The organism is Halorubrum kocurii JCM 14978, assembly GCF_000337355.1.
In the GTDB taxonomy this organism is placed as follows: Archaea; Halobacteriota; Halobacteria; order Halobacteriales; family Haloferacaceae; genus Halorubrum; species Halorubrum kocurii.
Window position 1 is genome coordinate 46665 of sequence record NZ_AOJH01000001.1, and the last position, 13329, is coordinate 59993.

General features: G+C 52.1%; 13 protein-coding genes and 1 pseudogene. 10 read left to right on the forward strand and 4 right to left on the reverse strand.

The features are described from left to right. Positions 1 to 75 precede the first annotated feature (75 nt). Complete coding sequence (locus C468_RS00160; protein WP_008846825.1) at positions 76 to 1317, forward strand: RNA-guided endonuclease InsQ/TnpB family protein; 1242 nt, start codon at positions 76 to 78, stop codon at positions 1315 to 1317. On the opposite strand, the gene C468_RS17060 is transcribed toward C468_RS00160, so the two are convergent. Then, a complete protein-coding gene (locus C468_RS17060; protein ID WP_080510541.1) occupies positions 1284 to 1610 on the reverse strand; it encodes a hypothetical protein in 327 nt (108 codons plus the stop codon). The genes C468_RS00160 and C468_RS17060 overlap by 34 nt on opposite strands. Positions 1611 to 1653: 43 nt before the next feature. On the opposite strand from C468_RS17060, the pseudogene C468_RS00170 reads away from it, so the two are divergent. The 7 genes and pseudogenes from C468_RS00170 to C468_RS17805 all read left to right on the forward strand — a co-directional run. Next, positions 1654 to 2205 (forward strand): annotated as a pseudogene (locus C468_RS00170) (MarR family transcriptional regulator); the annotation flags it as partial. A 441-nt stretch (positions 2206 to 2646) separates the two neighbouring features. Beyond that, complete coding sequence (locus C468_RS17065; RefSeq protein WP_080510542.1) at positions 2647 to 4308, forward strand: tyrosine-type recombinase/integrase; 1662 nt, start codon at positions 2647 to 2649, stop codon at positions 4306 to 4308. Positions 4309 to 4811: 503 nt separating this feature from the next. Further along, positions 4812 to 5246, forward strand: a complete 435-nt coding sequence (locus C468_RS19380; protein ID WP_049911753.1) for a DUF7344 domain-containing protein — start codon at positions 4812 to 4814, stop codon at positions 5244 to 5246. After that, positions 5243 to 5926, forward strand: a complete 684-nt coding sequence (locus C468_RS18870) for a hypothetical protein (RefSeq protein ID WP_241430944.1) — start codon at positions 5243 to 5245, stop codon at positions 5924 to 5926. Before C468_RS19380 ends, C468_RS18870 begins: the two co-directional genes overlap by 4 nt. Next, the gene (locus C468_RS17075; protein ID WP_008846829.1) at positions 5923 to 6963 is read left to right on the forward strand and encodes a restriction endonuclease; all 1041 of its coding nucleotides are present in this window, start codon (positions 5923 to 5925) and stop codon (positions 6961 to 6963) included. Before C468_RS18870 ends, C468_RS17075 begins: the two co-directional genes overlap by 4 nt. 910 nt (positions 6964 to 7873) lie before the next feature. Next, on the forward strand, positions 7874 to 8857 hold the full coding sequence (locus C468_RS00190) for a hypothetical protein (RefSeq protein ID WP_008846830.1): 984 nt from the start codon (positions 7874 to 7876) through the stop codon (positions 8855 to 8857). Positions 8858 to 9019: 162 nt separating this feature from the next. After that, on the forward strand, positions 9020 to 9313 hold the full coding sequence (locus C468_RS17805; RefSeq protein WP_152422813.1) for a hypothetical protein: 294 nt from the start codon (positions 9020 to 9022) through the stop codon (positions 9311 to 9313). Positions 9314 to 9352: 39 nt separating this feature from the next. Here the strand turns inward: C468_RS17805 and lrp are convergent, their stop codons facing one another. Further along, complete coding sequence (gene lrp, locus C468_RS00195; RefSeq protein ID WP_008846831.1) at positions 9353 to 9811, reverse strand: HTH-type transcriptional regulator Lrp; 459 nt, start codon at positions 9809 to 9811, stop codon at positions 9353 to 9355. 239 nt (positions 9812 to 10050) lie between these two features. Between lrp and C468_RS00200 the strand changes: the two genes are divergently transcribed. Both C468_RS00200 and C468_RS17810 read left to right on the forward strand, forming a co-directional pair. Further along, the gene (locus C468_RS00200; RefSeq protein WP_008846832.1) at positions 10051 to 10488 is read left to right on the forward strand and encodes a TRAM domain-containing protein; all 438 of its coding nucleotides are present in this window, start codon (positions 10051 to 10053) and stop codon (positions 10486 to 10488) included. Between the two features lie 502 nt (positions 10489 to 10990). Beyond that, positions 10991 to 11182, forward strand: coding sequence for a hypothetical protein (locus C468_RS17810; protein WP_152422814.1), 192 nt, complete (start codon positions 10991 to 10993; stop codon positions 11180 to 11182). 251 nt (positions 11183 to 11433) lie between these two features. Here C468_RS17810 and C468_RS17815 read toward each other — a convergent pair whose 3' ends face one another. Further along, entirely contained in the window at positions 11434 to 12498 is a 1065-nt protein-coding gene (locus tag C468_RS17815) for a hypothetical protein (protein WP_152422815.1), read from the reverse strand. A 355-nt stretch (positions 12499 to 12853) separates the two neighbouring features. Beyond that, positions 12854 to 13189 carry a DUF6788 family protein gene (locus tag C468_RS00210; RefSeq protein WP_008846833.1) on the reverse strand — a complete coding sequence of 112 codons (336 nt, stop codon included), beginning with the start codon at positions 13187 to 13189 and terminating at the stop codon, positions 12854 to 12856. Positions 13190 to 13329: the final 140 nt, after the last annotated feature.

A 13329-nucleotide genomic window follows, 5' to 3' on the forward strand; every position in this document is an offset into this window, starting at 1 on the left:
CTTGACCTCGGGGATGAAGCCGACAACTCGTGATACAAACCACTAAATGAACATATCACTAATCAATAGACAGCGATGGAATACAGTCACCGCTACCACGCTTACCCGACACAACAGGTAGTGGAAGGACTGGAACACCATCTAAACATTCATCGCCAACTCTACAACCACGTCCGCTGGGACTACACGAATAGTCCCGAGGACGACAAACCGACCGAGTACGACCAGAACAACAAACTTCCCGACTGGAAGCGAGAGTGGCCCGTCTTCAGTAAACTACACTCGAAGGCCGCCCAAGCCACCGTCGCACGCTTCTATCGGAACCTCTCGAACCTTCGCAAGAAGAAAGAGAAGGGATACAACGTTGGTCGGCTCAAACGGCAAGCACCCACCGATTATCGAAGCGTCACGTACAACCAGTCTGGTTTCGATCTCGATGAAAAGAGGGGCCAAGACAGGTTCGCTTACGTCCGCTTCAGCAAAATCGGTTGGGTGAAGATTCGTTACCACCGCCCGATTCCCGACCACGCCACCATCAAAGAGGTCACGTTCAAGAAGGAGACGACTGGCGAGTGGTTCGTCTCCTTCGGCCTCGAAACAGACGACGCCGATCTCCCCGAGAAACCCGACGTGGAATCGCTGGACGCGAGCAACAGCGTCGGCATCGACCTCGGAATACTCAATTACATCCACACTAGCAACGGCAAAACCGTGGATTGGCTCGACCTCGAAGACGACTACGAGCGACTCGGACGCGAACAGAGTAAGTTATCTCGGAAGGAGAAGGGGTCGAACAACTACGAGAAACAACGAGTCGAAGTTGCCAAAGTCAAGCGTCGGATTCGCCGGAAGGTGCTGGACTACCAGCACAAAATAACGACGTGGCTCGTCCGCGAGTACGACGCCGTATTGGTCGAAGACCTGAACGTGAAGGGGATGCTTGAACAGTCGCACAACACTCGAAACAAGCAGGATGCGGCGTGGCGACAGTTCATCACCCTACTCGAATACAAAGCAGAATTGTACGGCAGTCACGTCGTGCAGGTCGAAGCCCGAGGCACGAGCAAAGAATGCGCGTCGTGCGGTGTGGAGGCAGCGAAACCCATCTGGGTCAGGGAACACTCCTGTCCGTCGTGTGGATTTGAGACGGACAGGGACGCGAATGCGGCGATGAACGTCTTGCAGAGAGGCTTTGCTGAATTAGGGCTGGGATGGCCCGAAGACACGCCCGTGGAGACTGTGACCGCTACGGACACGACTCACTTCGAGTCCGTGTCTGCAAGTCATGTCGTGGAAACGGGAAGCCTCGAGGCTTGACCCCGAGGCGCTTCACCGCCGTCCCGCCACTGCCAGTAGTAGTAGCGGTTATCGTTGATCTCCTTGATCGTGATCGTCGCTTTGGCAGGAACGTCGTTCGGGAGGTCATCTGGTCGCTCCTCCGCTTCCTTTTGATCTGCCGACTCTTCGAGACGGGTCTCACGTTCCTTATGCTCGGCTAGTGCTTCGGCGTACGTAGCGATACCTTGGAGCTGCTCCGGAGACAATTTATTGAGCGTATTGACGATCTCTGTCGGGAGGTTCGCCGGTGGGGTCGGGGGCTCGTGGGACATCGGTTGTTTCGTGTTAACAAACATAACTCGCAAATTCATATTTTTGTTGGTTAATCTGGTGGTACCGGTCCCTCTCGTCGACCGGGGTGACACGATATCTGAGCTGGCGACGAAGCTCGACCACAGCGAGAGCTACCTCTCTCGTGCTGTCTCCGACCTCGTCGACAAGGGGCTTGCCTACACGGAACTCGACGGCCGCGGAAAACGAATCGTCCCATCGGATGCTCGCGCCGTTGACTTCTATCAGGATCTCGTCCGCCAGTACTTCCACATCGACTTCCCCGAACTGTTGACCGGCAAGGCACTCGAGGTGCTATACTATCTCGATCAGCCGCGAACCGTCTCCGAGATCGCCGACTGGAGCGACAACTACCATAACACGGTTAACGGCGTCCTCAAGCGGTTTCGCGACCGTAGTCTTGTCGAGACGGTCGACGGCCACTACAAGTTCAATGCCGACTTCGACCACCTCCATGAGTTCGCCCGTGAACTCACACCCTATGTGTATCGCTACCGCTTCGAAGTCGTTGTCCCGAACGGCACGATTCTCTGGAAGGACTACGACGAATTCTTTGCCCAGGCCGAGACGTCGATCTCGAGGTACATGGTTTTGTCACGAGATGCCAGCGCGTGAAGTAGAGATTCACTCTCGTGGAGTAGCAGTGTTTCTATCGAGTCAATAGAGCAGATCTAGTACAATTTGACTATATTATTTAATATAATTCGCCTTCTTAAAAATTGTGAATACAGTGTTGTAGTACGGACGAAAGACGTACGTCTTTCGTCGCTCCCAAGTCTGTGCCGTCTTGGGGTTCTGATATACACTTCACGGGTTTGACAACAACCGCTGGGAATCAACTGACAGACAGCGTCGCCATCATAAAAACAAAAATCCGCAACGAAAACCAACACCTATTCTCTTAGTCATTTTGGAGAGCATTCAAAAAAACTGAATATCTGTGTTATGTGTACTGATATTGAACGTTTATTTCAAAAACGGGGAAAAGTATATAATACCCGCATGGGAGTTCATGGTATGCGGTGGACTGAAGAAAAATTAAGAACACAATTTCCGGCGAAAGTCCGGGAAGAACGCTTGGCTGAGGGTCTCGATCCAGATGTTCGACCTACTCAGGAATGGATACGTGATCACGGCTATAGCGGGATCGGAGGATTTGCACAGAGGAACGATATGTCGGTTGCTGAGGTATTAGAAAACATCTGTGGGTTTGAACCTCGAAAAAAGAAGGCGCTCGGTATTCGCCATGCCCAAACCCGTCGTCTCGTCAAAGATTGGCTAACAGTGGAGCAGGACACCTTCAACACGTGGGGGGACAACCGTGTTGATGATGCCAGGTCGCATTTCCGGAAGCTGGCGTCTGTCGCTTACGATGAATTTGGAAGTACCAACCTCCTTCGAATCGTCCAGTCGGAGTCCCCGGCAGACACAGATCTCCTGTTACGACTACTCTCTCATCTCTCATCACATCTTGAGACAGAGGGCGCCCAATCAAACTATACAAGAAGCCTGTCACGCTGGGCAGATTACCTCTCTATTGTAAACGAGATCGATGACCACGAGGTTGATAGGGCTCGCAAAATGATGGGCTACCAATTTGACCGTCGCTCGCCTGAGCACAAACTTGAGCCAGAGCAGATTCGAAAATGTTGGGAAGCAGCTGAAACACTAGAAGAAAAGGCGCTTCTCATTATTCTCGTCGCGGCTGGTACACGTCGCGCCGAACCAACTAATCTGAAAATTTCCCAGTTACGCCTCAATCAAGAAGATCCGTATATTGTCTTCGATGATGAACGGAAAACGGGGGCAGCGACCGTACCAATCATGGCCGGTGTAGAGGTCATCGAAGCATGGATTGACCAGCTCGAAGAGCTGGACTATTGGGACGGAGAGTGTCTATTCCCAAGTAAACAGTCTCGTGATGGAACGCGGCCTCCTGGGTGGGTGAATAACACCATCGGAACGATCATAAATCGCGCCGGTGTCACCTTCCCCGACGGTGAGGTGCCGACACCGAAGTCGTTCCGATCGTTCTGGTATAATCACTATAGCAACGCACGCCAGGCGTGGCTTGCTAATGTCGAGATGCTTGCGGACGAACAGGGAGTCTCCTCGGCCAAAGTGATTGACCTCCACTACCTGACTGCCAAGGGAGAACGAGATCACTTCCGTAAGTTCGCTCAATCGTACTTCGTGGCCGTGTTCGGAGAAGACCAGGTACATGACTTCGAGGGCATCCAAGAGGCACGCGACTCTGAGCGTGACGAACACGTACAGAAAGCCATCGATGATTTCGTCGACGACATTCGCGACGAGTTGAAGACATCCAGTAACGATGAACAGAACTCGAAACACGAGTCGTCAGCCGCCACAGATCCAATTAGTGCTTGGACTCGCGCTCGCCTCCGAATTGAACATGCCTCTACTATGGCATCGGACAAATTGGAGCATTACCCACCGTCGCCGAAGCGAGCTGTTGGTATTACAGCGATATTCGGTGCTTGGGCAGTGATCTTCGGAACATTTTGGGCCTACACCGGAATATTCTCTATCGACGTTCTCTCGGGTCAAGTTACTGCGGCTCCTGGGGCAATTATCGGTCTTGTCCTCGGATTCCTGTATATCGCCACTAATCTACCGGACCTCAACCGCACTGACCCGAAATCTCCACGTTTGTGAACAATTTCGAGATCAAGTCTTAGTCACTTGGTCCATTTCACCTAATAATTTGATGTAAAAGGGCCGCTGTAATGACTGATTATTTTTAACTACCGGTTGGTGGTGAGGCGTGAATTAAGAGGTGATTAAGAACAGAATCCAATTCCAACTCTAGAGACACTCAAAAGGCCAAATAACCGACTCTCGGTTTGTGACACTCTTATAAAAGTTACAACCGATTCTCTTCAACTTACGCACGATTCCTGACGGAACCCTCCGGCGCTAGGACGCCGGAGGAGTCGTGCTGCCACCTAATGACAGCAACCAACCCAAATAGGGTCAGGAGTGATAACTCTGTTTTTCAGAGTATCCCACTCGGCATTGACCCACTGACACACCGCGTCGCACAGACCAGTTTCAGTAGCTCGCCGAACCGCCGCCAGCGAAACGCCGGCCGGACAACCATCGTGGGGTCGGTCTAAGTGACCGAACCCACCGACGATCCGACCTCGTTCGCTATCCCGATGGATCCAGACCGTGCGTTCAACGCAATCGCAAATAGTCGTCGCCGCCGCGTCTTGCTCTCACTCTCACAGTCGCATGGAGAGATTACCGCAGGTGATCTGGCCGTCGAAATCGCTGCCATCGAGAACGCGATCGACCCCAGTAAAATCGGGAGCAACGAACGCACCTCGGTCTACATCTCGCTGACCCAATCGCATCTCAAGACGCTCGATGAGTGCGGTGCAGTCGCGTTTGATGACCGATCGAAGTCCGTCTCTCCGACAGACGCGACCGAACCGCTCGCCGAACACATCCGCCGACTCCAGACTGCGTGTTACAAGCCAGATTNCCGATCGAAGTCCGTCTCTCCGACAGACGCGACCGAACCGCTCGCCGAACACATCCGCCGACTCCAGACTGCGTGTTACAAGCCAGATTCGAAGGAGTTCCAATGACTGAGTACCAGCCAGAGCTGGAGACACTCAGAGACCTCGATACCAGTTTCCACCGGCTGTTCGAGGCGGTCAACGACTCTGAGGCCCCTTCCATGCCAGGCGATGACCCACTCTCCACACTACGGCGGGCACGGGCACAGATCGACGCCGCACTGTTCGCGTATCGTCGTCGAACTGAGGACGCTACACTCGCTGATGATGGGACATGTCTCCTCCAGTGGGACCCACTGAGTGCTCCGCCTCGCCGCCTCCGGTTCGAGCCCGACAGTATTGGCGAGACGTGGACCCGTCGCGAATGGGAGTGGACTGGCGCTGAGTGGCGTCCCTGTGGGAGTGATCGCCTCGACAACGTCGCGATACGTGCCCCAGCAGCGGCGCGGTATCCAGAGCCAGTCGATCCCACACCGATCGAAACGATGCTCGAGTGGACCCGCGACAGTTGGGCTCGTCCGGATCCACCAGCGCTCGTCTTCTCCGAGACGACTACAACTGAACTGGGCATAGTCGTTTGCGTTGACGACGAACTTCGCTACCGTGAGCGCGATAGTGACCGGTGGTATCCAGCGACGACAGACGAATTCTACCACCATCTTCGCTCTCACGGACAGCCAACGCTTCACTCGCTCTCAGAGACGCCGCTGTGTCGCCATCACTTCACCCCAAGTCCGCTCAGCCAATGACGAACGACTCATCATCGCTTCCACCGGGGTTCACCGACGAACTCAGCCAACTGATCGCGTCCATTGAGTCGCTCCGAACCACCCTCACGACCGAGGAGACACTGACGACCGAACAGCAAGTGACCGCACGGCGTCGGTTGTTTTTGATGCTTCATCCGCTCAAAACGATCCGCTGGCAACTCGCCGGCTCGGAGTCACCCACGTCCCAGTCCGATCGGGAGGTGACTTGGAACGGATACGAAGAAGCATTCAGTCACATCGAACAGCGTCTCGAACGACTGCTCCGAGAGTTCTCACTCGAACAGGTGGACGCATCTTCTGAAGAATACAAGATTGAACAGACGCTCGGCGCGGTTCAGGAGCATCTTGTGATCCTTCGAGACGCACTTCTAGAGATGTCCACAGAGAGCGCTACGCTCCCCGAGCAACTCCCCAGCCGTCAATCACTGTACGCAGGCGTCGCCGGACGCAAAGTTGGAGATGGGCGGTGGCTTGAATATCAACTCCACCGGGCGTTGAGACGGTGGGGGTACCAGGCAGCGACTCGACAGACACTGTTCAATCTCGAGGTTGACGTCGTCGCCACCCGAAAGACAAAACAGCACAAGCCGAGCGATTGGATCGTTGCCCAATGTAAAGACTGGACGAGCGACACGATCACCCCGGCGAAGATCTTCCGGCTGTGTACGATAGCGTTTGCCTGTCGGGCAATGCCGGTCCTCTGTCATACGACCGAGCTCACACCTCGGGCTGAGAAACTCGCCCGTCACTTCGAAGTTCGGGTCCTCGATCTCCGCGATCTTGAACGTGGAGCGCTTCCTGCTCCCCAAGTGTACAGCCTGTCGGCTGAACTCAACGAATGGCCTCCAGAGTATGGGGTACGTGAGGATCGGGGGAGTCTCCCCTTGATGTTCTACAGAGAACCTGGCAAACGGTTCAGCTACGTTCCAGGCTTCACTCCCATGGGGATGGACTACGACTACGAACCGATCGATACCGACCGAGACGACGATACCCATCCCGCAGCCGGGCACTAAATAGTTCGTTCACGACTTTCCCGGTTCATCGTCAACTGCACCGATTTGGAGGGCCTGTCGAATATGGAAATCTTTCTCTTCGAGAGTGTCCGCCTCAAGAGCTTTCTCAAGGTGGAATTGGCACCCGTCAGTTCGCTGTGGCATACGTTCGTTTCTCATGGGGGAATCGAATAAATTCCGTTTGTATTATCAAAATCGATACTGACTTCCTGCTCAAAGCGCAGCTTCGTTTCATCGGATAATCCGTCTTAGATATATTGAAATAAACACCGACTTCGCGACTGCTAACAGCAGAAATCGACAGCAACGATTATTTATCCCGGATCTATGACGCCCCCATGGAGCGAACAACTTAAACTCGGAACGAGGGGTGGGGGAGGTCAAGAAGACCAAGACGGGATTGAAACGGAACGGCGGCCTTTGCGGATCGTGCCAGTAGTCGTCGAGACGGAGAGAAAATCCAGCACGCCTATTGATCACCTTTCACTACCGCCACGGGTCAGACTGAAGATTAATTGAGGACGGTTGAAGGACACGCATTGAGGACCGTTGAAGGACACGCCTCACAGGTCACTTGCGGCACAACCCCCCACACACCCACCTCGGTGGAGAGTACAAGCGCTGAAACAGCGAGCAGTACGTCAATTAGAATACATGATGGATATCGTTGAGAACTCTCGTGAAAAGTGGGGGGTGAGGTGGTGATCAGTACAGACGAAACTCACGAAACGATCTCTATCACCTCACACCGCAAACCTAGACGGTACTGGGGACCTTGGAAAGATCCTCTGAGGATAGGCTCAAAAATTAACCAACAGACTGGATCTTCTGCTGCTGTCTGTTGGTTAATCATGGTGAGCTCCATCACGTACGCCCGTATACTTTTGTCTCGTAGTACTGAATCGCCAGTATGTCGTTTCGAGTGACGTGGGACAATCTCCTCGACAACGTGGAGGAACTTCCAGCAGACGCTACACTCCTCACTCCGCTCTCTCAGAAGCCGTTTCACATTACCAACGTCCAGCAACACCGAGTGCTGATTGAGTATCAGGCCGACAGTGACACCGTCCCGCTCCAGCGAGAGCAGTTTGAGACGCTGTTTGAGCGTGTCGCCGATGCGACTGGGTCGTTCGATCTCGATCGCCTCCCGCCCGGAGCTGAACCGTATGCAACCGTCATGAGTCTTCATCCGCGATTCACGATCGACGATCGAGACGGCACGCTCTCCGAAAGCGAGACGCCAACACCGTCGCCGCTCGTCGATGCGCACACGGTCGAACACGACGATGGCCCACGAGAAGAGCCCGATATCCCAGTGTACGCAGACGCGCTCCTGTTGATCGACGCGCTCGAGCAGCACGATGTGACGTCACTCACCGAATTAGACGTGCCGACACTCGTGAACCTCTACACGCTGCTGTCCGACGTCCAGCGCAACGCTAATGACCTCCGACAGAAGGTTCGTGGCGTCTTGCTTGACCGTCTCCATCACGATCAACCTGTGAGTGGTCAATACGGGTCCGTTCAACGGGCTGTCCGTCGGAATCGAACACTCAAAGATGACGAAGCAGTCCTTGAGCTACTGGAAGCAGAAGGGATCGACCCCGAGCGCGTGATGAGCGTCGACACGAGCAAACTCGACGACGCGTTGGAGGTAACGTCACTCTCTGAATCCGATGTCTACGAGATTGAAGAGAGCGAGTATGTACGGAAGGCAGACGTCGACGAAGAGATGAAAGAAACTCGTCTCCAAGGACTCAAAGACCAGTTGGCTGGAGCCGACGAAGACACAACCGAGCTCCAAGCTGAGATCGAGGAGTTGGAGCAGCGCATTACCGAACTCACCAGTTTTGACTCCGGAGCCTCCTTCCATACTCGTTCAACTGGTGGGTAGCCAGCGTCTAGGAGAATGATGTCACAGCCGGAAGTGAGGACTGCTGTTCCACAGCAGCGCTCGCTGGGGGGCGCTGGACCGGCCACGGGGGGATGGCCAGATACTGCATCCAGATTCTCCCTCGAGGTGGGTCTTTATCGGTCTGATGGACGAAGCCATGGTATGAGCGACTCGGCGTCTCCAAGCGCCTCTATCTCGCTATCTGAGCCGACTGACGTTCCAGCAGTCTTGACTCGGGCTGGAATCGATTACGTCAGTGTTCATGATCAGCGACTACTGGCTATCTATCGCACCGGCATATTCAATGTGGTAACTGAGTCGGAGTCGGTGTCGAATACGCACACACTCGAGATCGAATGCTGGGAAGCACCGCTCCCGTCTCGTGCCGATGGGAGCTCATCACAGGAGCTTCTTGACGACTTTGCCGGCGTGTTTGTGCGTGGCGATAAGGAGTGAAGTCACTCGTCTTTAGCTGAAGGCGGATGGCCCGTACGGTCAGTCTTCGACATCGAGTTCGAACTGCTCGTTTTCAGTGACGGCGTTTAATACAACGTTCGTGTTTGACTCGCGGATGTCCGCGTCAGTGAGCAGCGACTTGATCTGATCGTTCATCCCGTCGGTGTCAGTGAACTTGCCGACTGCAATGATGTCTGCGTCGCCGGTGACCTCATAAACGGTCACCATCTGCTCTTTCTGTCGGAGTTTCTCTGCAATCTCTGGTAGTGCATGGCCTTCAACTTTAAGCTGAAGGACCGCTGTTACGTCGTAGCCTAGCTTGTCGTAATCAACGATTGGGCTGTATCCTTGCACTGCTCCCTCAGCCTCGAGCTCATGGAGGTGATTAGAGACGGTCGTTACAGAAACGTCCAGTTCCTTCCCCAGACTTCGGAGGCTGGCGCGACCGTCTCCGAGTAGGGAGTTCACAAGCTTGTGATCAAGATTTTCATACGCCATATCATTTACTCACGTTCTGCGGATTTATAATATAATGCACTCCGAGTATACTGCTTCTGAACGTAGTTACAGACGAATTGACCGAAGTGATCTGTGGGTGAGTGCAATTCGATAATCTGATAGTTGTGCCAGACTGTGTTCTCTATTGAGTTCTTCCGAGCCGAACTGCGGTAAGCGATTGAGTGCTGGGGAAACACTAGAGTCAAGTCCCCTAGCACAAGTCAAGATATACGCAATCTATGGATATTTCTGAGACACTTCAGACACTGTATACGGCGACTGTTGAGCAGGACGATGGAACCTACCAGATCACCGTGCCGGAACGCGAGATAGAAACCGGGACACTCACTGAAGCTGAGACATACCGTGTTGCGCTCATTTCAACGGCCGCATCGGATGCTGACGATACAGAGACGACTGACACCATCAACTCTACAGACCACGAAGATCAGCAGCAGGAATACCAGGGCCCGCCTGTTGAAGAGGGTGAACAAAGAGATGTTGAAATCGAGAATCTCGGTGACCAAGGTGACGGGATCGCAAAAGTCGAGCGCGGCTACGTCGTGATCGTTCCCGAAACGAGCATCGGAGACCGCATCACTGTCGAGATGCGACAGGTGCGCGAAAACGTTGCGTTCGCGGATGTCGTCGATCGAAACCCTCGCCAAGAAGTCTAGGACTCGCTGACTAGCAGTGGCAAGTGCGGCATGAAACACTTCCCACACCCAAGTGGGAATCAGTTAGTGAGGGGTGGAAGGAGCGTGTGACACTATCCTTCCAAATGAACGTTAACAGGGCTTGAACGTAAGCTTTTGGCGGGTTTCTGGGTCAAATACACCGGGTTCTGGAGGATACAAACTACCAGTTGGAATTCTGAGTAGGTAACACATGTTGATCTGATTACGGTCAATACAGGGGACTCACGTACCGATCTCGGACACCGATCTCTCCACAATATGTCAGTAGCGGTGTGCAAGATACAGAGGTTCTAATCCTCACTCTCTACAATTATCAGAAGACTCAAAAAAGAAATTCTTAATAGGAAATATTCCAGAGCCGATACTCGTGGTTGCTTGGGCGATCTACGCAGGTGGGCATCGAGAAGCGTACTGCTCCAAAGGAACAAAGGGTGATATTAAAGGGGTCCTCGGAGACACAATCGCTCTGTGGACACGTGATATGACTGATCTCATTGAATGGGATGATGCTGAGAAAATGGCGGCAATAGCGTTCTACTATACTGATCTCAGGGAACGAGAGATTCGCGGTATCTTTCATGAGTCTGGAGAAGGTGTATATCCCGGAGAACCCCCGTGGGAGCTCCACCATCCCAAAAAGACTGGCCAAGTGCTGAAAGTCCAGAGAGAATAATTCACCTACGCGGGACATTGGGACGAAGAGAGCACCGCGACCGTTCACCCTGTATTCAGCACGAACTGGGCGAATACCCGAGATGCTGTCAGTAATCTTGTGCGAGATACAGAGGATGTAGTCACCGCGGCTTCTGAAACGCATGAAGATAGCTCCAAAATTTAATAAATAATTATTAAACAATACGGCTCAATCAATTGAAGTCGCTCCCTCAAACAGCGGATCGCCGTTTTGAGCAGTATAAATACCAGTCATTTATCAAGATCCTCAATGAAAACAGTCAAATCACGCTCCTTAACGAGTCGCTGTCGTTGCTCCTGACTGAATTTGTTGAAGAGGGTATTGAATTCTGATTTAGTAAGCATTGGAAAAGCACCCTGCCCGTGATACACTGATTTACCGGGATTCCGATGCTTAAATCCGACAGCAAAATGTCCATCGGTAGTTGCCGTCTGAAGCACTTTTTGGTGGGTTGATTTCCGTCCAACGGAAGCATGAACTGTTTGACCATTACCTTCATATCTTTCAAATGCGCTGAAATCTGCATTTTTTATAGCTTTACGCTCTTCAGTATTTAGCTGATTTATTAGTTCAGTCCACTCTCCGGGAGTGAATCTGATTGTCTGGGCCCCTTCTTTGTCTGATTCAATTTGGAGAGCAAATATTGGATCTGAATCTGCATAAGGAGTCTTTCTGATATTATCTGTGCGGTGTGTGATTTTCAGATGATTCTTTTTTGTATTATTATCACCATATGAACTCACTCTGATAGTTTCAGCTATGGAATTAAATTTTATTAGTTCACAGAAATCAGCAACTAGCTCTCGTTCTAAGCTATTAGAGAGTTCTACGTCGCTTAGAGCGTCAGTAAGCGAACTCCATCTATAAAAATCAATTCTATTTTGGCTAGTTATTCCGAGCAAGTCCACATACTCATCTAACTTCTGGAAGCTACTGTCGTGGGTTTTAATTTCAATAATTATGATATTCTCTTCATCTTCAATTACAACGTCAAATCGGCGTTGATTCAGAGTAATATCTTCATTTTCACTCAAGCCGGGCAGCTCAGCCTCAATGTTAGAAAGTCCAACGAGATATATTTCTTTATTAGATAATGCTGATTCTAATGCAATTGCTGTTCGCTCCTGTTTGAATGAGGGATTGTCTAGTGGTACCGGAGATATTAAACTGGCCACAGAGTCTTTCAGCTCTGGGGATCCCTTCTCAAGTGTAGAAATCAAAGCATCCGTAATCACCTCTTCAGGTTCTTTCGGGTCACCATACCTGACAAACAAATTGTCTTTATATCGAGGCATATGGCTTTTTATTTGCGATTCTATAATATACTTTTGAATGGCTCAATCAACCATATGTCAAAATACCATTATTCGTGCCGTGTTTCGGGGGATTATGACCTGTTAGAAGTGACTAAGCCGGTGATCGAAAACATCAGGGAGAAAAAATCTGATAAAGGATTTCGTGCAAGACTCGCGCTGTGTATCTTGCACGGCGCTCAGAACATCACTTGAGACTGGTAGGATTCTCGTCGGTCAGTTCGCACTCTTCAGCGACCAGCTATTTCAGACAGGAATCTATCTGAAGAAGAGGATTTCACCAGAGTCTCTTATGTAATATCTGCCGACAATATGCGTAGCGTGTTACATAAGGAACTCATGGCTTCCCGAGGTACTCCGAGGTCAACTTGCCACCCTCGCGGTAGTACCGGTACAGATACGGGCCGTGCATGTCGCCTAGGTTCCCACTGGCGCACTTGCAGGTCTCGTCCCCGCACTTCACTTTCTCTTTTACGACGGTGCCCATCCCGTTATTGTCGCGGTTGACAGGCTGGGCAGAGTCCGGTAGTTCGTCGGCCTCGACCGGTTGTTCTCGGTACTCGATCAAGACGTCGACGTACTTGCGGACATCGCGGAGGGTCTCCACGTTCTGCTTCGGGATGCCTTCTGCGAGATACTTCGGGAGCGAGGTGGGTGGTGACGGCTGCTCCATACCTTATGTAACAACCGGTGCCATGTTAGCGTTCGGATGCTACATAAGGAATTGAACCCTCTCTACCAACCGTGACCACTTCAGCGATTACTCAAGATCGTAGGCCGCAATCTCGTGAGAGCCACACTGTGGACATTCAT